At 48.8% G+C, this 18,514-nt stretch carries 18 protein-coding genes; 6 read left to right on the top strand and 12 right to left on the bottom strand.

Annotation, left to right across the window (positions count from 1 at the left end; all coding sequences use genetic code 11):
- Positions 1-9: 9 nt before the first annotated feature.
- A complete protein-coding gene (locus HCJ96_RS07580; protein ID WP_169210447.1) occupies positions 10-2,349 on the bottom strand; it encodes a TonB-dependent receptor in 2,340 nt (779 codons plus the stop codon).
- A 233-nt stretch (positions 2,350-2,582) separates the two neighbouring features.
- Here HCJ96_RS07580 and HCJ96_RS07575 point away from each other — a divergent pair, with 233 nt between their 5' ends.
- The gene (locus HCJ96_RS07575) at positions 2,583-3,008 is read left to right on the top strand and encodes a hypothetical protein (RefSeq protein WP_169210446.1); all 426 of its coding nucleotides are present in this window, start codon (positions 2,583-2,585) and stop codon (positions 3,006-3,008) included.
- A gap of 119 nt (positions 3,009-3,127) precedes the next feature.
- Here the strand turns inward: HCJ96_RS07575 and HCJ96_RS07570 are convergent, their stop codons facing one another.
- From HCJ96_RS07570 to gmk, 11 genes are all read right to left on the bottom strand, one after another.
- A complete protein-coding gene (locus tag HCJ96_RS07570; RefSeq protein WP_169210445.1) occupies positions 3,128-3,637 on the bottom strand; it encodes a Dps family protein in 510 nt (169 codons plus the stop codon).
- 207 nt (positions 3,638-3,844) lie between these two features.
- Positions 3,845-5,026, bottom strand: a complete 1,182-nt coding sequence (locus tag HCJ96_RS07565) for a BaiN/RdsA family NAD(P)/FAD-dependent oxidoreductase (RefSeq protein ID WP_211162740.1) — start codon at positions 5,024-5,026, stop codon at positions 3,845-3,847.
- Between the two features lie 79 nt (positions 5,027-5,105).
- Positions 5,106-5,579, bottom strand: a complete 474-nt coding sequence (locus HCJ96_RS07560; RefSeq protein ID WP_169210444.1) for a peroxiredoxin — start codon at positions 5,577-5,579, stop codon at positions 5,106-5,108.
- Positions 5,580-5,591: 12 nt separating this feature from the next.
- Positions 5,592-6,350, bottom strand: coding sequence for a class I SAM-dependent methyltransferase (locus HCJ96_RS07555; protein WP_169210443.1), 759 nt, complete (start codon positions 6,348-6,350; stop codon positions 5,592-5,594).
- Complete coding sequence (recG, locus tag HCJ96_RS07550; protein ID WP_169210442.1) at positions 6,343-8,415, bottom strand: ATP-dependent DNA helicase RecG; 2,073 nt, start codon at positions 8,413-8,415, stop codon at positions 6,343-6,345. The genes HCJ96_RS07555 and recG overlap by 8 nt, the downstream gene beginning before the upstream one ends.
- A 77-nt stretch (positions 8,416-8,492) precedes the next feature.
- On the bottom strand, positions 8,493-9,140 hold the full coding sequence (locus tag HCJ96_RS07545; RefSeq protein ID WP_169210441.1) for a peroxiredoxin-like family protein: 648 nt from the start codon (positions 9,138-9,140) through the stop codon (positions 8,493-8,495).
- A 64-nt stretch (positions 9,141-9,204) separates the two neighbouring features.
- Complete coding sequence (gene trmH / locus HCJ96_RS07540; RefSeq protein WP_169210440.1) at positions 9,205-9,921, bottom strand: tRNA (guanosine(18)-2'-O)-methyltransferase TrmH; 717 nt, start codon at positions 9,919-9,921, stop codon at positions 9,205-9,207.
- Positions 9,922-9,965: 44 nt separating this feature from the next.
- Complete coding sequence (locus tag HCJ96_RS07535) at positions 9,966-10,352, bottom strand: RidA family protein (RefSeq protein WP_169210439.1); 387 nt, start codon at positions 10,350-10,352, stop codon at positions 9,966-9,968.
- 26 nt (positions 10,353-10,378) lie between these two features.
- Positions 10,379-12,487: a bifunctional GTP diphosphokinase/guanosine-3',5'-bis pyrophosphate 3'-pyrophosphohydrolase gene (gene spoT, locus HCJ96_RS07530; RefSeq protein WP_169210438.1), complete on the bottom strand. Its 2,109-nt coding sequence runs from the start codon at positions 12,485-12,487 to the stop codon at positions 10,379-10,381.
- A 127-nt stretch (positions 12,488-12,614) separates the two neighbouring features.
- Positions 12,615-12,887 (bottom strand): DNA-directed RNA polymerase subunit omega, encoded by a 273-nt coding sequence (rpoZ, locus tag HCJ96_RS07525; RefSeq protein ID WP_169210437.1) that lies wholly within the window; start codon positions 12,885-12,887, stop codon positions 12,615-12,617.
- 100 nt (positions 12,888-12,987) lie between these two features.
- Positions 12,988-13,632, bottom strand: a complete 645-nt coding sequence (gene gmk / locus HCJ96_RS07520; RefSeq protein WP_169210436.1) for a guanylate kinase — start codon at positions 13,630-13,632, stop codon at positions 12,988-12,990.
- Positions 13,633-13,783: 151 nt separating this feature from the next.
- Between gmk and HCJ96_RS07515 the strand changes: the two genes are divergently transcribed.
- The 5 genes from HCJ96_RS07515 to HCJ96_RS07495 are packed head-to-tail and all read left to right on the top strand — an operon-like array spanning position 13,784 to position 18,512.
- Positions 13,784-14,461: an alpha/beta hydrolase gene (locus tag HCJ96_RS07515; RefSeq protein ID WP_169210435.1), complete on the top strand. Its 678-nt coding sequence runs from the start codon at positions 13,784-13,786 to the stop codon at positions 14,459-14,461.
- 37 nt (positions 14,462-14,498) lie between these two features.
- Complete coding sequence (gene hemC / locus HCJ96_RS07510) at positions 14,499-15,434, top strand: hydroxymethylbilane synthase (protein ID WP_169210434.1); 936 nt, start codon at positions 14,499-14,501, stop codon at positions 15,432-15,434.
- 2 nt (positions 15,435-15,436) lie between these two features.
- The gene (locus tag HCJ96_RS07505; RefSeq protein ID WP_169210433.1) at positions 15,437-16,153 is read left to right on the top strand and encodes a uroporphyrinogen-III synthase; all 717 of its coding nucleotides are present in this window, start codon (positions 15,437-15,439) and stop codon (positions 16,151-16,153) included.
- Entirely contained in the window at positions 16,153-17,346 is a 1,194-nt protein-coding gene (locus HCJ96_RS07500) for a uroporphyrinogen-III C-methyltransferase (RefSeq protein ID WP_169210432.1), read from the top strand. Before HCJ96_RS07505 ends, HCJ96_RS07500 begins: the two co-directional genes overlap by 1 nt.
- A complete protein-coding gene (locus HCJ96_RS07495) occupies positions 17,343-18,512 on the top strand; it encodes a heme biosynthesis HemY N-terminal domain-containing protein (protein ID WP_169210431.1) in 1,170 nt (389 codons plus the stop codon). Before HCJ96_RS07500 ends, HCJ96_RS07495 begins: the two co-directional genes overlap by 4 nt.
- Positions 18,513-18,514: the final 2 nt, after the last annotated feature.

The following is an 18,514-nucleotide window of genomic DNA, read 5'->3' as shown; positions in this document are numbered from 1 at the left end:
GTTTTGCGCTTAAAACGCGTATTGCAAACTTACCTGGGCATGACGGGGTACATTAGGCATCGCCAGGGTTGCGCCAAAATAACCGCCTTCAAAAACGGGTTGCCAGTTTTCTTCATCCGTCACATTTATCACATCAATCCGGCCTTTTAGCTGACTACTGAACTGATAGTCAGCACTTACATCAAGCTGCATTTGATCGCGTATTTTGACCGTCGACAAGAAATCCAGTGCGAATGACTTGGTATAGATCGCCGAAAATCCCAGTTGCAAAAAGTCTGATACTTGCCAGCCACCATTCACCGTTGCAATCTGTGGCGGCACACCCTGAACACGGTTTGTAGATGGGGCAAACGCAGTAAACGAGGGCGACCCCACACCGGTGCCGATAATTATCTCCGGACGACTATCGTCGAAGGCATCAATCACTTTAGCGGTGTCCTGAAACGCGGCAGAATGATCGAAGCGCGCATCCAGGTAGCTATAGCTGGCGTTCAACCAATAATCACTGTATTCATAAAACATCTGAATTTCAAAACCCTGCGTTGCTACGCCGCTGTTACTGCCATCACGATTTCGCAAGCTGCGCGTCTGGTCGAACAGCGCAGCTTCAGCATACCAGTTGGTTTCCGGCGCATATTTGATACCGACTTCATACAGCTGATTTTCAGTGGCAAAATTAAGCGAATTAATGGTGCCATCAGCAGTCAGTGTGGTACCGCCACCCATGCTGTTTGATGTGGCATCATTATCGGCAAACACTGCGTACAGGTTGATCGCATCGGTGAGCTGGTAGGTTGCACTTAGCTGCGTACTGCTAAGCCAATCGGTATGTTCATCGAATGCACGAGTTTGTCCGCCGGGCGCCAACGGATCCTGCGCCTCAACGTCATAGTAGTCCAAACGAACGCCCGCTATGGTTGACAATCGCGGCGTCCATTGCGAGCGCTGTTGCAACATCAACCCAGTTTGCCAGCTTACCGAGTCGGTGGTGTCCGAAAGGTTAAAATCACCATTGCCATCACCGTCGATGTCATATTGTCCACCGGGTGACACATAGACACCGGGGCGTAGCAATACCAGACGCATGCGCTGGGCTTGATTAAGTGGAATTTCGCGATTACTAAGGGGACCAGTTAAATCCACCGGGTTATCCGCTTCAGTGGTGAACTGGCTATACCCTAATACCGCATTGTAGCGCAACGCGACCCCAACGGTTGTCAGTTGCTCATCGCTCAAGCGATAGTCTATTTCTGTTCGATTCTCTACCGTGTCCGCATCAGCAATAATTTCTACAAAGCTGTTACGTGCGATTTCCTCGCGAGTGAGATGCTGATAGTAAGTGTGGTTGCGCAATGTCGCCTGAGCGGAAAGCTGTTGTTCGTACCGGCTTCTTAATACCGTAGTCTGCGCGCCATTAATATCATCGGGATGGGTAAAAACGCGGTTGCGCGGGAGTCTGACTTCTCCGGTGGGTGATATAATGGCTCCAGCGCCCGGCACCGTGCTGCCATTGCTCTGAACGCCCTGCCCGGCGATATATATCCCGTTATCAATCAGGTTTTGCGTGGGCCGGTTTATGCCAGCAATGTCCGGATAATCGGCATTATAATACTCTGCGCTGATATCCCAGCTAGTCGCATTGGAAGGGGTCATACGGTAGGCGATAAATACGTTTTCGCTTTGCCGCTCGGCGTAATCGTAGAAGCTATTATGATCGAGCCACTCCAGGCTTACTCTGATGCCATGTTTGTCAGGCTCAATGGCAGTAGTGTAGTCCAGTTGTGCGCTGTACTGATCCCAGCGCGCTCCCCGCAGAGTCACGGTGCCTTCGCTACCAAAGGTCGTAGCGCGCTTGGTCTGTAAATTAACGAAGCCGCCGTTGCGTTGGGTGCTGCCAAACATCACCGGTGACGGCCCCTTAACCACATCAATCTGCTCAACGCTGTTAAAACTTAATGGTAAACCGAAGCCATTGTTACCCGCCTGTCGACGCACACCATCCTGAAACAATTCACCCAGTTGACCGCGGATACTCGGCAGGCTTGGGGTTCCAAAACCACTAGAGGCATAGGCGTTAGGCGCGGCTTTGACAATATCATGTAAATCGTCAATGTTAAGTGCATCCATCAGCTCAGCCGATAAAACCGTAACCGATCGGGGCGTCTGTGCAGCCGTTAGACCATCGCCAAATAAACCCGAGAGGGTTTTATCTCCTGGATTCAACGTTCTGGCTGCCTGTTTGTCACCGGTCACCTCTACCACCTCAATGTCAGTAAGATCCTGCCCTTGGACTCTGGGTAAAGATAGTAAAGTCAGTGCACCTAAAGCCAGCGCCAGCGTATTATTCATTGATTATTTCACTTTTCACTTATTGATTGATGTGCCTGAACAGACCCGGCAGCACACTTTTCTATTTCATTATTTTTTTAATGCGCGATAGGCTATCTTATTAATTATTACATTAATTATTGAAATAAAAGTCAGTTTTCCCCTTTCTTAATTTGATTAGCAAAATTTACCTCTGATTTTTCCACAAATGAATCAGGTATATGCATCACAGTCATTATTATTCAGGAGCACTTATGCAAACTAATACACCAACCGGATCGGCTGAACTCAACACACGCCTGACCTGGTCTCTTCTGGCATTACGAATCACGGTTTTTGTGGTGATGTTTGTGTGGACGTTAGACAAATTTGTTAACCCTGCCCATGGCGCAAAAATAATGGATGCGTTTTATGGCATCGGTAATGTACCGGAAACCATGATTTATCTGCTGGGCGGTTTGCAACTGATCTTGGTGCTGGCTTTTGTTGCCGGACTGGCAAAACGTTTTACTTATGGTCTGGTATTTATCTTACATGGCTTGTCCACACTGTCGTCTTATCCACAATATCTTGACGCATTTAACAACCTGCTATTCTTTGCCGCCTGGCCAATGTGGGGTGCGTGTCTGGCGCTTTATCTGTTGAGAGAAGCCGATACCAAGTTTACGCTGGGAAAGTAGTTTCAACCTAGTTTGCTCACTCTACGGTATTCTCTCCAATGATGGATTTGCTATAAAGATGGGATACTAAGGAGTACGAGTTGCACTCCGGGGCTCGCGGCCCCGGAAAGATTTATTGGTTATTTTGCGGCTAACGAGCGTAACATCCAGGCCGCTTCTTCATGCACGCCAATGCGCGCGGTCAGTAAGTCAGCGGTGTAAACATCGTTCATTTCTTCCGCTTTACCAACTGCTTTTCTCAATCGGCTGGCGACCAGTTCGTTACCTTTAATCAGGCCCTGCAGCATTTCAGCTGCGCTACCTGCTTGCTCTTCACTGTCTAACACAGACAAGCGCTCAAATTCGGCAAATGACGAGGGAGAAATTTGCCCTAATGCTCTGATGCGCTCAGCAATTTCATCCACTGCGTCAGCCAGATCTTCATATTGCTCTTCGGTTAGCTTATGCACACTGTAAAATGATGGACCCACTACATTCCAATGCACACCTTGTGTTTGTAGGCGTAAAATATAGGTATCAGCCAGTGCGCGCGATAAATGCTCTGCCAAAGGCTTTGTATCTTTATTGTCTATGCCGGTTTCGAGAGACTCGCGTTCGGCTTTTACATCTAAAACGTTAGAACCTGCCATAGTGTATCCTGTCCTCAATTTTAAGTTAATTTACCTGCAAGAATTAGTAGGCATTCTACGTGTTTTAGATCAGTTTGATTTCTCCCGAGTCAGATTCTCTGCGCCCGCGTTCACCGGAAGATTTAACGGTTCTTTAAAGTAGGGTTTGGCCGTTCAAATCAAAAAAATAAGCTTTAATAAAATCAATTTGTTGTTGTGCATACACAATTACGCAACCTGCCCTGCAGCCCAGCCACTGCTCCAGGCCCACTGAAAGTTATAACCACCGAGCCAGCCAGTCACGTCAAGCACTTCACCAATAAAGAACAGGCCTTCTACGTTTTTTGCCATCATGGTTTTTGATGAAATTTCATTGGTATCGACGCCCCCTAATGTCACTTCTGCGGTGCGATAACCTTCGGTTCCATTTGGCTTAATTTTCCAGCTCTGTAACTGGTTTTCCATCATATTGAGCTGATGTTCAGAAAACTGTTTTATGGGGAGGTTTTGCCATTGGTTTATGTCAATCAACACTTGTGTGAGTCGCTTAGGAAAGTGCTTGGCAAGCACCGTAGAGAGCTGAGCGTCGGGTGACGTTTTTCGGGCATCCTGTAAGATCTCCGCCTGCGCCGCTGCTAACAGGCTAACGTCGATTGCTTCACCTGGCTCCCAGTACGAAGAAATTTGCAACATGGCGGGGCCGCTTAAGCCTCGATGGGTAAATAACATGGCTTCGGTAAATGAGTTACGTTGATTACCCGCAGCTACATCTACCGCGATACCGCTCAAATCCGCGAACACCTGTTTATCTTTATCGTGCAGTGTGAACGGCACCAGACCTGCACGGGTAGGCAATACGGACAAGCCGAACTGTTCTGCTATTTTGTAACCGAAGGGTGTGGCCCCAAGTTTGGGCAAACTCAAACCACCGGTGGCGATAACTATCGATTCTGCCCTGTAATCCCCAAGTGAAGTGGTGACAGCAAAGCCCTCATCGACTTTTTCTACACTGAGGATTTCACAACGGGTAGTCACTTGTGCGCCGTACTTGGCGCATTCGCCTAATAACAGGTTAACGATATCTGCTGCTGAATCGTCACAAAACAGCTGACCTAAGGTTTTTTCGTGATAGGGAATACCGTACTCCGCGACCAGAGAGATAAAATCCCATTGGGTGTATCGACTCAGCGCCGACTTACAGAAGTGAGGGTTCTGCGACAAAAAGTTTTCTGGAGAGGCATACATGTTAGTGAAGTTGCAGCGCCCACCACCGGACATAAGGATTTTTCGTCCTACTTTTTTGGCGTGATCAAGAACTTCGACTTTGCGACCGCGTTTTGCCGCCTGCGCCGCACAAAACAACCCGGCAGCGCCTGCGCCAATTACCACTACATCCCGCTGCTTCACCATTGCCGATTAACCTGTATTAAATAAAACGCCGCGATTATACAGATAATCGGCTTAGGTAAGGTGAAATTCGGTTAGATTTTTACAAGCTAGCTAACATCGTTTGTGCATCGCTGACTTCAAAGTTGCCCGGATCTTCAATGTTTAGTTTGCGCACAATGCCATCTTCTACCAGCATGGAGTAACGCACAGAACGCACGCCACCAAATTCGCCTGTATCCACGTCCATTCCGATGGATTCAGTAAAAAACGCGTTGCCGTCGCCAGCCATAATGATCTCTTCTGCATTGGTGCTTTTGCCCCAGGCGTCCATCACAAACGCGTCATTCACAGAGAGACAGATGATCGAATCAACACCTTTGGCTTTAATTTTGTCAGCTAACGCAACGTAGCCTGGTAGGTGAGTCTGGGTACAAGTAGGGGTAAATGCGCCCGGTACCGCAAACAATACTACCTTTTTACCCCCAAACAGATCTTGTATATGGGGGTTAGTCATCTTGCCGTCCTTTAACACGCTTAGTGTCACTTCTGGTAGCGAGCTTCCTACTTGAATCATTAATTTCTCCTATTAAATATTCGTCAGGTAGACATCAAATCGATGTTTCTTACTGGTGATTGCCATCGTTGGTTTGCAATCGTTTAAAATGGGGGCGCTGTTTGGCCGCTTTACCACCACGCGGGATTTCGCCAACGCTAATGCCGGGGCCAATAATGCATCGGCATCCGGGTCATGTCCTAATAATTGTTGAAAAACCCGCATTTCCTTTTTAACTAAAGCAGATTTTTTACGATGAGGAAACATGGGATCCAGATAAATACCATCAACCTTGTCCGAAGACCAATTTAGCATTACCGATTTGCTATCCCCATAGACAAGTTTAAGGCGCTCTGCTATCTCCGGTTGCTTTGTTGTTAACCGCGCTATGCCATCGGCCAGTAACGCAGCGACAACATTGGAGCGCTCGACCATAGTAACGTGGCAACCTACGCTGGCCAGCACAAATGCATCACGCCCCAACCCTGGGGTGGCATCAACGATGTTAAGCGTCTGCGTGGATTTTACTGCAAAGGCTTTAGCCAGAGGCTCTTTAAATGCACCACCATGCTGCTTGCGGTACTGGCTTTGTGCTGAGAGAAAATCCACGCTGATCCCAAGCTGTTTTGGTGCCGAGAAATCTTTTAAAACCAATTGTTCTTGTTCAAAGCATAAACCCAACTGGTCCGGCTCCTCTTCAACCAGATTAAATCCCCAGCGTTCACTTAGCTCATTGGCTTGTGTTCTTTCAGTCGCGGTGTCGCCAGCGAAAATTGGTACCCTATCAGGCATGTCCGTATTGCTCCTTCACGCCAATCCAGCGATTGATTATTGCCTGAGCGTTCGACGGATACTCTTCCCATAACCGGGCAGCAATATTCTGTACCTGCGGGATCAGCTGCGCATCGCGCACCAAATCGGCTATTTTCAGATCGGCGATACCCGTTTGTTTGGTTCCCATTAACTCCCCTGGTCCACGTATTTCCAAATCCCGCTGCGCGATATAAAAGCCATCGCTGCTTTCTCTTAATACGCCTAAACGTTGCGTTGCGGTCTTCGATAGCGGACTTTGATACATTAACACGCACTGACTCTCGACCGCCCCACGTCCAACCCGGCCGCGCAACTGATGCAGTTGCGCCAGCCCCAATCGTTCAGGGTTTTCAATGATCATGATGCTGGCGTTTGGCACATCCACACCCACCTCAATGACCGTGGTTGCCACCAACAAATCCAGATTGCCCGCTTTAAACTCAGCCATGACCTGCTGCTTTTCATCGGCCTTTAACCGCCCGTGGACCAGCCCGATACGTAATTCAGGTAGTGCAGTGCGCAAAGTGGTCGCTGCGTCTTCTGCCGCCTGACATTGCAACACATCAGACTCTTCAATCAATGTACACACCCAATAAGCCTGCCTGCCATGGGTTTTGCAGGCGTCATACACACGTTGAATGACGTCTGCGCGGCGGGTATCAGGCAGCACCACCGTAGTCACCGGCGTTCGACCTGGCGGCAATTCATCGATTACCGACGTATCCAGATCGGCATAAGCGGTCATTGCCAATGTGCGCGGAATAGGCGTTGCCGTCATGATTAACTGATGCGGAAAGCGTCCCTGCACCCGGCCTTTTTCACGCAAAGCAAGACGTTGATGAACACCAAATCGGTGCTGTTCATCAACAATTACCAGCGCGAGTTGCTGATAATCGACCGCTTCCTGAAAAATAGCATGGGTGCCCACTAGCATTTGAATACCACCGGCAGCCAGTCGAGCAAGTAACTCCTCGCGCTTCTTTCCTTTTAGTTTACCGCCTAGCCATCCCACCTCGATTCCCAGCGGCGCCAACCAGCCTTCAAAGTTAATCGCATGTTGCTCGGCAAGTAGCTCGGTGGGCGCCATTAGCGCGACCTGATAACCGTTACCTATGGCGGTAATCGCCGCCAGGGCCGCCACCAGGGTTTTCCCGGAACCTACATCGCCCTGAACCAGACGCATCATCGGACGCGGTTTGGTTAAATCAGCCAGAATGTCTTCACCCACGCGCTGCTGTGCACTGGTAGGCTTAAAGGGCAATGAATCGAGCAATTTTTTACGTAGCTCAGACGCATCCTTTAAAGGAATTCCCGGCTGCGCGTCGGACTGCTGGCGCACTTTCAATACGCTCAAATGGTGGGCCAGCAGCTCTTCGAGTATCAAACGTTTCTGCGCAGGATGTGCTCCGTTCTCAAAGGTATCTATGGCGACATCGGGTGTGGGTCGATGCACCGTTTGTAAGGCCTGGTGTAAGGGGAGTTGTTGTTGGTATAACCCCTCAGGCATCAGATCGGAGAGATTTTTTTCGCTCAACAGTGAAAGCGCCTGTTCGGTTAGCTTACGTAGTGTAAGCTGCTTAACCCCTTCTGTAGTGGGATATACGGGGGTCAGGGTTTCTTCGGTGTGTTCACTTTCTTCTGCCTGTAAGGCAAACTCTGGATGCATCATTTCCAGACCAATTTTACCGGTGCGGATTTCGCCAAAACAGCGTAACCGATTCCCCGGCGACAGCATGGTGCGTTGCGCAGCGCCAAAATGAAAAAAGCGCAGCGTGATGGTGCCGGTACCATCAGACAGTTTAACGACCAGCATGCGCTTGCGGCCATATTGGATATCCGCTTGCATGACCTCGCCAATGACACTGACATGGGAGAAGGGCCGGCATTCAGACACACTGTAAATGCGGGTTCTGTCCTCATAACGGGCAGGAAGGTGAAAAAGTAAATCCTGCACCGTGTGGATCCCGATTTTTTCAAGCTTTTCGGCTACTTTCGCCCCTACTCCCTTCAGCTGGGTCAGAGGCATGTGCGCTAGAGACTGCATCGCAGCCAGTTCCCTCGGCTATTTATTAGTAGCCGCAGTATAACCGCAAAGCGTCTCCAGCGTGAAGCCGATTGCACTCAGTTTTGCGCGGCCTGTTGACCCGTTAGTGCTTTTGCCATGGCCAGTACCAGGCCTGCCGAGGGGCGAACCTTATAGTCAGGATTAACGTAGCTGAGTTGCACTACGCCCTGTTTGTCCACAAAAAACAGGCTGGGAGCGGGTAACACGGCCTGTCCCTGTGCGTTCTCAGTCAGAGTAATATCGTACCCTTTGTACTTGGCAACGGTCTCATTATCCAAAACAAAGCCCACGCCAAAACCGCTGATAGCCTCCAGGTTTTCATCGGTTAACAGGGTTACCGCCTGATTCGCATCAAACTTTTGCTCCTGAAGTTGTGCTGCGGACTGTGGAGAAATAGCCAGAACCTGGTACCCAAGTTCAATTAGCTCAGCTTCAATATCCTTCAATCCAGCCAGTTGTCTGTTGCAGTACGGGCACCAACCGCCGCGATAAAAAAGCACAACACTGGGCTTTTGCATAAACAAAGCTTTAAGGCTGAAAGGCGAGCCCTCTGCATCCTTTACCGTCAGGTCGGGCACCGTCATACCATTGAGCAAAGGTCTGACTTGATCTTCTTGTGGAGCAAATTCGGGGATATCAGCCAACAAAGAAGTGCTGAAAATAACTAATGCTGAGGCCAAGGCCAGCCTGAGTGATTGGATCATAGATCGTGTCCTTTAACAAAGCTTGGCTAGATGACCTGCATTGCACCATTTTAATTTCAAAAAATTATGAAGCTTCATCTGCTTTCAGTGCCGTCATCGCTTTTGGTGTTAGCTGCATTTGCTGCCACCAGCTTTCATCCGCTGCTATTTGGCCATTTTCATCAATAGGCGGGTAGCCGATACCTTTCTGTTTACACATTCGGTAAAGACGAGGGTAGCCCCCCTCAAACAGAATTTCCTGACAAGTCTGTTCGCTAAGGTGTTGTTTGTTGTACATACCGGCAATTTCACGCTGTCGCTGGGCTTCATAAAGTACCAGTGCAGCCGCAACGGACACGTTTAACGACTGCACCATACCCAACATGGGAATGACGATGTCCTGGTCTGCCATCGCTATCGCTTCATCGGTAACACCATACTTTTCCTGGCCGAACAGAATCGCGGTAGGTTTGGTGTAGTCAATTTCTCTGAAATCTACAGCTGAGTCAGACAGGTGGGTAACGAGCACCTGCATACCCTGACCTTTAAGATGGCTAAGGGCATCACTGATATTGTCGTGATTAGTTTGTCTTACCCACTGCTGACTTCCCATGGCGGTGCCGCCGCGCAATTTGTATTTTTGCTCCCACACCGTATGCACACGATGAATACCAACCGCATCACAGGTACGTACCACAGCAGAGACATTATGAGGTTTGTGCACATTTTCCAGACATACGGTCAGGTCTGTCTGGCGTTTTGCCAACACGGTTCGAATGCGCTGATAGCGGTCAGGTGACATAAGTTCCTCGTTACAACTGGGAAGTGTGTTCTTAAAAGGCTGACTTACTCAGGTAATTCCATGATGCCATCGATTTCAATTTGTGACGACTTGGGCAACTGCGCAACGCCAATGGCTGCTCGGGCGGGATAGGGTTTGTTAAAATACTGGCTCATGATTTCGTTCACAGTTGCAAAATGCGCCAAATCCAGTAAGTAAATATTTACTTTAACCAGATCGTTCATCGAACCGCGAGCAGCTTCGCATACTGCCTTAAGGTTTTCAAAAACCTGTTTAGCCTGCGCTTCGAAATCCTCTGAGACCAATTCCATCGTTTCTGGATTTAACGGGATCTGACCAGACAAATATACTGTTGTCCCCGCTTTCACAGCCTGGCTGTAAGTACCAATTGCTGCTGGAGCGTTATCGGTTTGAATTATCGATTTAGCCATAATAGTTCCTGTTTTAGTGTTGCGCTTTAGTTACGAGACTGACTGTGACGTGAAACTCTTTGCACTTCAGGCATGGTTCTAATCTTTTTCATAATGCGAGCAAGATGTACGCGATTGTGGGTAGTCAGTTCGATATCGACAAAATAAATATTACTTTCTTTTTCTTCAGTTTGCAGACCAATTACATTCGAATCACAACTTGAAATCATATTAGTCAGCGTAGCCAGTGTACCTTGATGGTTATACAACTCGATACGGCATGCGGCTTTAAATTCACCCTGCGGTTTGTCGTCCCATTGCATCGGCAGTACCCGTTGGGGTTCTTCACGGGTAAGCTTGCGAATGTTTTTACAGCCCGTCTGGTGGATAGTCATTCCGCGACCCGGGCTGAGTACGGCGATAATTTCATCATCAGGAATGGGGTGACAACAACGTGAGTAGTGGACCAACAGTCCTTCTGTGCCACGGATTGCGACATTACCTTTACGATCTGGGATTTCAGCGCTGTCCCCAAGCAAACGGCGGGCGACGATGGCGCTAAGTTCATTACCTAAACCAATATCCACCAACAAATCATCAAAAGAGTGATGCTTGGTTTCAGCCACCACACGGTCGATATCTTCCTGTGTAATATCGTCCAGTTTCACTGATCCCAGAGCATGCCGTAGTAGGCGATTACCCATGTTGACCGCTTCTTGTGAATGCTGTTTGCGCAAATACTGTCGAATTCGGGTGCGTGCCCGCGCACTGACGACAAAGTTGAGCCAGTTGGCATTCGGCTTAGCCTTAGGCGAAGTGATAATCTCTACTGTCTGGCCGTTTTCTAACGGTTTGCTCAAACTGTAGTTTCGGCGCTCAACGCGCACCCCAACGCAAGTGTTACCAATATCTGAATGCACCGCATAGGCAAAATCAACCGCGGTAGCGCCCATGGGTAGCTCAATAATGCGGCCATCAGGCGTAAACACGTAGATTTCTTCCGGAAACAGATCTGTTTTAACTGATTCGATGAATTCGAACGAGGTACTCGCACTTTGCTGTAACTCAAGCAACGTTTGCATCCACTTGCGCGCACGTAACTGAGCGGTGGTATCACTGTCACCCGGTGACTTGTATAACCAATGCGCGGCAACCCCTTTATCGGCCATTTGGTCCATGGCGCGGGTGCGAATTTGCACTTCAACTGGAATACCGTGCGGCCCCACTAAGGAGGTATGCAATGACTGGTAACCGTTGGTGCGGGGAATGGCAATATAGTCTTTAAAGCGGTTCTCAATGGGTTTATACAGGCTGTGCATTGCGCCTAATGAGCGATAACAGTTGTCTACCGACTCCACCAGGATCCGAAACGCATAGATATCCATGACCTCGTTAAACATCAGCTCCTTATTCTTCATTTTGCGATAAATGGAATACAGATGTTTTTCGCGACCGATAACTTCGCCTTCGATTTTATGCTCAAGCAAGCGGGTAGACAGTTCCTGGCGGATATTGTCGATAATTTCTTTGCGATTACCACGGGCCTGTTTAACGGCCGACTTTAATGCGCGGTGACGCATGGGATACATGGCCAGGAAACCAAGATCTTCCAGCTCGTTTTTGATGTCGTGAATACCTAAACGGTGAGCAATAGGCGCATAAATTTCGAGGGTTTCAAGCGCAATCCGGCGTCGCTTGACGGGTCGCAGCGAACCTAATGTGCGCATATTGTGCGTGCGGTCGGCCAGTTTAATCAGGATCACCCGAATATCCTGAACCATCGCCATCATCATCTTGCGAAAGTTTTCCGCCTGGGCTTCCTGTTTGGTACTGAACTCTATTTTATCCAGCTTGCTCACGCCTTCCACCAGCTCAGCCACCGTCTGACCAAATTTACTGGACAAGTCGTCAAAGCTGTAGTGGGTGTCTTCTATAACGTCGTGTAACAACGCCGCCATAATGGTTTCGTGGTCAAGATGCATATCAGCAAGAATGCCAGCCACTGCCACCGGATGGGTAATGTAGGGATCCCCACTGGAGCGCATCTGGCCATCGTGGGCATCTTTTGCCAAAGCAAACGCTTCCTGCACCAGTAACACCCGCTCTGGTGACAGATATTCAGAAAGTTTTTGTTTTAGCCCTTCAAATAAGTACACAGAACTGAGGCTTCCGCAATTTATGGTAACTAATTAAAGGATACGAAGAAAAAGTGGTATTGCCAATGCCAAAACGCCAGCGAAAAGTAACTCACTGGCGTTCGTATCTGGCAACTTACTAAACTGCTTATTGCTCAGAAAGAATATTTGCAACCGATGCAAACTCAGCGCGTTCCTGCTGTTCCTGATCACGCATCTCGTCTTCTTCCAACGTTTTGGTAGTAACGAAACCTGCTTCAATTTCGCGTAAAGCAGTTACGGTAGGCTTGTCATTCGCAACATCTACCATTGGATCTTTGCCTTCAGTTGCTAATTGGCGAGCACGGCGTGCAGCGACCAAAACCAGGTCAAAACGGTTGCCAATTTTGTCTACGGCATCTTCTACGGTTACGCGAGCCATGTATATCTCCGAAATTGATTAGTGCGAATATAAAAAACGGCCGCACAGTATACACCTGTTAAGTGTTAAGGTGTAGCCCTTATTTTGTACAACTCAAATATTAATTGTGGTTACCCACTAACTGGCTAAGTAAATCAACATTACGCAGTGCCTGTTTTTTAGTGCGTAGACGCTGAGTGCACACCAGCGCCTCCAGCTCAGACAGCGCGGTGGAGAAATCATCGTTGATCAGCACATAGTCGAATTCACCAAAATGCGACATTTCCGCGACCGCCTCATTCATCCGGCTTTCGATCACATCATCAGAATCCTGACCACGTTTACTCAAACGTTCACGGAGTGTTTGTATGGAAGGCGGTAAGATAAAAATACTGCAGGTATCCGGTAGAATTTTTTTCACCTGTCGCGCGCCTTGCCAATCGATATCCAGAAACACATCGATACCGCGATGCAGCGTTTGTTCGATGGTGACCCGCGAAGTGCCGTAATAGTTGCCAAACACTTCGGCATACTCAAAAAACACGCCTTGCTCGATCAGGGTTTCGAACTGCTCACGACTAACAAAGTGATAATGAACACCATCGACTTCGCCGGGACGTGGTTTTCGGGTGGTGTGGGATACCGAGACTTGTAACGGATAGTCTGGGCAATCATCATGTTTTTCCAATAGCGCTTTGATCAGGCTGGATTTTCCCGCTCCGGACGGCGCTGCGAGGATGAATAAATTGCCAAGTAATGATGCCATATTCAGTACAACAATGTTATCTAGTGGTGGTGATTTTCAAAAGCAATGGTAGCATAACCTGCTATAAAGCCGTAAATATTTACTTTTTTCGCTGTTGTATGTTTTTTTGTTATCGCATTCGCATTTATTTTATGTAATTAGGAACACTGCCATGTCAGACTCTTTGCTCCCTTTTGTTGAAGTTAATCCAAGCCAGGACGCTGACGCCTGCGTGATCTGGATGCATGGATTAGGGGATTCCGGTCACGGTTTTGCTCCCATTGTGTCGCAACTGGCACTGCCACAGTCCCACCGCATCCGCTTCATCTTTCCGCACGCACCAGAACGCCCGGTTACTATCAATGGCGGCATGCGCATGCGCGCCTGGTACGACATCAAGTCGCTGGATTTTAATAGTCGCGCTGACGTCACTGGCGTGGTTGAGTCGTCCGCTCAAGTGCGTCGGTTGATCGAGAAACAGATTACCAATGGCATTCCGGCAAACCGCATCCTGCTAGCTGGCTTTTCTCAGGGTGGCGTCATTGCCTTACATGAAGGTACGCGCTTTAATCAGAGCCTGGCTGGCATCATGGCACTTTCAACCTATATGTGCGAGCCCGAAAAACTAGCGGGTGAAGCGCACGCAGCCAACAAGCAAACGCCAATATTCGTCGCTCACGGAGAGCAAGATGAGGTGGTACCGGCATTTCTGGGTAATACCGCGTTTAAGGTACTTAAAGAAAATGGCTATAATTGCACGTGGCACACGTACAATATGCAACACAACGTATGCATGGCAGAAATCAATGATATTTCTGCGTTCATCAATCGTGTGTTACCGCTTCAATAGCTGATAGTTAATCGTAAACTCCGAAATAGAGAATTTCATGTCCACGACCGCATTTTCCCGCCCCATCCGTATCGCTACACGTAAAAGCGCGTTGGCGTTATGGCAGGCCAACTATGTTAAAAGCCAGCTTGAGCATCATTATCCAACGCTCAGTGTAGAGCTTGTACCTATGAGTACGCAGGGTGACAAGATCCTGGATACGCCGCTGGCCAAAATTGGTGGTAAAGGTTTATTTATTAAGGAACTGGAAATCGCCATGCTGGAAGGACGCGCTGATATTGCAGTGCATTCAATGAAAGATGTGCCTGTTGCCTTTCCTGAAGCGTTTGGGCTGTATGCCATTTGCGAGCGTGAAAATCCCTTCGATGCATTCGTCTCCAACAGCTATTCAACTATAGACGCTCTTCCCCAGGGCGCCATTGTCGGTACATCCAGTCTACGTCGACAGTGCCAGATCAGACGCTATCGCCCGGATTTGGATATTCGGGATTTACGCGGCAATGTAAATACCCGTTTGGCTAAACTGGACGCTGGTCAGTACGATGCCATCATTCTGGCGTCTGCGGGCCTGATAAGGCTGGATATGGCGCATCGGATTACCCAGCCCATTCCCGCTGACATCTCATTGCCAGCAGTTGGCCAGGGCGCGGTTGGCATAGAATGCCGTAACGACGATCAGGAATTGATTACGTTGCTGGGTAAATTAAATCATGACACCACGTCCATTCGTGTGCGTGCCGAGCGTGCGATGAATGCCCGACTGGAAGGCGGTTGCCAGGTTCCTATTGGCAGCTTTGCAACTATAAGTGAAGACTCACTTACCATTACTGGTATGGTTGGTAAACCTGATGGCACCGAATTACTGTTCGCTAGTGCGACTGGAAGTGCGTCACGCGCGGAAGAATTGGGCACCGAAGTTGCTGACGCCCTGCTCAAGCAAGGGGCAGGCAAGATCCTGGCCACGTTGAGCTAGATATGTACCTGCTCACGCGTCCACGCCCTAAGTTAGCTGCCAGTTGTGAGCAATTTTTAGCGCAGGGAATCGCGGTTACCGGCATTGCTACTGTTGATATACAAGCGTTACCTTTTTCAACAGTGCAAAGCCAGACCGTTACTAAATTATCTGTCAATGACTGGCTTATCGTCACCAGCACCTTTGCGGCTGACGTCTTTGCCAGCACCCTCTCAGTCAGTGACATCAAGGCCCGGTGCGCTGCCATCGGTTCCTCTACGGCAAAGCGCCTGCGTGAACAGGGTTTTAACGTAATCGCGCCAGATGTTCCTACATCCGAAGGGATGATGAATTTGTTGACGATGAAAAATGCAAAGAATTGTCAGGCGGTTATCATTAAAGGCGAAGGCGGCAGAGAGTATCTTGCTGAAAGTTTAACAGAAATAGGAATTCCGACAGCTGAACTGGCCGTTTATCGACGTATTCCACTTTCTCCGCCTGAAGAATCAAACCAATGGCAATGGGCTGACGTAAAAGGCATTATTACAACGAGTGTAGAAATGGCAACGCCGTTATTTACATATTATGATTCAGATAAGTTAACCAGTGTTCCCTGGTTAACGGTAAGCCAACGCATAGCCAACACCCTGATTTCTTATGGGGTGAAGTCGGTTGGAATTGCACAAGGCGCCAATGATGCAGCGCTTATCAAATGGGTACACGAAAACTGGGAGTCCTGATGGCAGATAACAAAGACAATAACAAGGAAGCGTCGGCATTACCGGCCATTGAAGGTAAGGTGACCGGTAAGCGCGAAACCCATCCTTCTTCCCAGCCTAAGCAAAAGGCCGAGAACAGTACAACCCCCAAAGCGCGTTCGCGGACCATGCTGTGGATCATGATAGTGATATGCCTGCTGGGTGTTGCTGGCGTCGGCGGAGCTGGTTATTGGTTTATCCATAACAAACAGGACAATCAGGAAAATCTGGTCAAAACACAAGGCCAATTACTTCAGGACCAGGAAAATCAACGCGCACGTCTTGAAAAACTTAATCAGGAAAATGCAGCGTTACAACAGCAACTGCGAGAGTTCGAGCAAAGCCGCCAGGAGCTGGCGCGAGCAGTTAATGACTTAAGTGATAGCAGTCGCACGATGCAACAGCAAACAGAGTCAGCATTACGCCAATTACGTGATTTGGAAGGTAAGCGCCCTTCTGACTGGCTCATAGCGGAAGCAGATTACCTGGTAAGAATGGCCGGCCGTAAAGTCTGGCTGGAGCGCGATATTCGCACCGCCATCATGTTACTGGTCAACGCCGACAAACGATTGAAGTCGCTATCTGATCCTTCCGTGTTGCCTGTTCGCGCTTTGATTGCTGAAGATATTCAAACACTGCAACAAGTCAATCCGGTATCACGTACATCAGTTGCGTTAGCGATTTCAGGCTTGCTGCCCCAAATCGATAAATTGCCGCTGGACACTTTTGAACGCCCCGCTGACCCTACTCAGGAAGATGTATCTGGTTCGGTGGATGACTGGAAAGCGAATATCAAGCGCGTGTGGCGCGCGCTGGTAGATGATTTTATCAGTGTTAAGCGCACTGACACGCCAGTTGAGCCACTAATGAGCGAGCAGCAGCAATGGCTCAATCGAGAGCAACTGAAGTTGGCGCTTATGCAGGCGCAGTCGGCAGCAATGGGCGCTGAACATACGCTCTATCAGCAGTCGCTGACAAACGCGTTGACGTTACTAAAACAGAAATTCGATCAGGATGACAGCAAGGTTGCGGGTATGATCAGCGGCCTTGAGAATCTGCAAGATACGGATGTGAGCAAAGAGTTACCGAATAAACTGGCTGCTCAGGCCCCCTTGGAAAGCCTGCTTGAACAACGGGTTAAAAACGTATTTGGTCAGGGAGAGAGTGCAATATGAAATGGCTGATAATTGCGGGCGTTTCAATAGCATTGTTACTTGCCGCCATGATTGTGGCGCCTGAGGTAATTGGCGATAAAGGCTACGTGCTTATCGCCATGGGCACATTAACCATTGAGATGACGGTGGTGAGCCTTGTTATCAGTCTGATCGTAGCAGCAGTACTTCTTTATCTACTACGTTACCTTCTTAAGCGCGTGTGGAGTGTGTTTCGCGGCTCCCACCACTGGTTTGGCAGTTGGGGCAAGCGCAAGCGTCAACGGGCTTTCTATCGTGGATTTCAGGCCCTGGCCGAAGGCGAACTCAAAGAAGCAAAAACCTCTTTCAGCAAAACCACCGACGGTGACTTTGATGGCGTAAACTATCTGGCCGCAGCACAGGTTGCGCGTCATCTTGATGAGAAGGACCGCATGCGCGCCTTACTGGAACAGGCAAGCGAGTATGCTCATTCAACCCTTGCCGCCGAATTGGTGCTGACGCGGCTTGACTTAGAAGAAGGCAAGGATGAAAGCGCGCTTAAACGGCTAGAAGCGCTTGACCCCAAACACGCTAAGCACAAGCAGGTGATCAAGTTAAAAACCGAAGTGTTGGCCCGGTTGGGTCACTGGCAGGAATTGCAAACACAGCTACCTCACTGGAAGCCCGTGCTTAAAGACGACTACGTCTTATGGGCACAGCGCATAGCCAAAGGTAAATTTGCCGAAATCGCGAGCAAACATGGTGCCGCAGAACTTAAATCTCACTGGGATACATTACCACGCAGACTACGTACCGATGATGCTTATCGCTGCGCCTATGTTCGTCAGTTACTTGAACAGGGTATGCACCAGGATGCCCAATCCTGTTTAGTAGAATGGCAGCGCAAAGGACCGAACCAGTATTTGTTTCCGTTAATGAAAGATCTTTATCTGCCTAACCCCGCGTCATCAGTGCGGTTACTGGAGGAATGGATTAAACAGGACGATACCAATGCCAGCTACTACTCTACGTTAGGTCATATTGCCTTTAATGCGAATGACGATGTACTTGCAGAAAAAGCGCTGATGAAATCGGTTAAACTGGCTGAGAATAAAGAAGATTTATTGATGCTGGCAAAAATCAGTGAGCGTAGGGAAGACAATGTTCAGGCGTTATCGCTGTATAAACAGGGCTTTTCCGTGAGCTAAAG

Origin of the sequence: Alteromonas ponticola (assembly GCF_012911815.1) — a bacterium.
GTDB lineage: Bacteria > Pseudomonadota > Gammaproteobacteria > Enterobacterales > Alteromonadaceae > Alteromonas > Alteromonas ponticola.
This window is presented reverse-complemented; position numbering and strand designations above follow the sequence as displayed.

Coding starts and splice junctions, on each gene's coding strand:
- HCJ96_RS07580 (WP_169210447.1), bottom strand. CDS start 2,349: ATGAATAATACGCTGGCGCTGGCTTTAGGTGCACTGACTTTACTATCT.
- HCJ96_RS07575 (WP_169210446.1), top strand. CDS start 2,583: ATGCAAACTAATACACCAACCGGATCGGCTGAACTCAACACACGCCTG.
- HCJ96_RS07570 (WP_169210445.1), bottom strand. CDS start 3,637: ATGGCAGGTTCTAACGTTTTAGATGTAAAAGCCGAACGCGAGTCTCTC.
- HCJ96_RS07565 (WP_211162740.1), bottom strand. CDS start 5,026: ATGGTGAAGCAGCGGGATGTAGTGGTAATTGGCGCAGGCGCTGCCGGG.
- HCJ96_RS07560 (WP_169210444.1), bottom strand. CDS start 5,579: ATGATTCAAGTAGGAAGCTCGCTACCAGAAGTGACACTAAGCGTGTTA.
- HCJ96_RS07555 (WP_169210443.1), bottom strand. CDS start 6,350: ATGCCTGATAGGGTACCAATTTTCGCTGGCGACACCGCGACTGAAAGA.
- recG (WP_169210442.1), bottom strand. CDS start 8,415: ATGCAGTCTCTAGCGCACATGCCTCTGACCCAGCTGAAGGGAGTAGGG.
- HCJ96_RS07545 (WP_169210441.1), bottom strand. CDS start 9,140: ATGATCCAATCACTCAGGCTGGCCTTGGCCTCAGCATTAGTTATTTTC.
- trmH (WP_169210440.1), bottom strand. CDS start 9,921: ATGTCACCTGACCGCTATCAGCGCATTCGAACCGTGTTGGCAAAACGC.
- HCJ96_RS07535 (WP_169210439.1), bottom strand. CDS start 10,352: ATGGCTAAATCGATAATTCAAACCGATAACGCTCCAGCAGCAATTGGT.
- rpoZ (WP_169210437.1), bottom strand. CDS start 12,887: ATGGCTCGCGTAACCGTAGAAGATGCCGTAGACAAAATTGGCAACCGT.
- gmk (WP_169210436.1), bottom strand. CDS start 13,632: ATGGCATCATTACTTGGCAATTTATTCATCCTCGCAGCGCCGTCCGGA.
- HCJ96_RS07515 (WP_169210435.1), top strand. CDS start 13,784: ATGTCAGACTCTTTGCTCCCTTTTGTTGAAGTTAATCCAAGCCAGGAC.
- hemC (WP_169210434.1), top strand. CDS start 14,499: ATGTCCACGACCGCATTTTCCCGCCCCATCCGTATCGCTACACGTAAA.
- HCJ96_RS07505 (WP_169210433.1), top strand. CDS start 15,437: ATGTACCTGCTCACGCGTCCACGCCCTAAGTTAGCTGCCAGTTGTGAG.
- HCJ96_RS07500 (WP_169210432.1), top strand. CDS start 16,153: ATGGCAGATAACAAAGACAATAACAAGGAAGCGTCGGCATTACCGGCC.
- HCJ96_RS07495 (WP_169210431.1), top strand. CDS start 17,343: ATGAAATGGCTGATAATTGCGGGCGTTTCAATAGCATTGTTACTTGCC.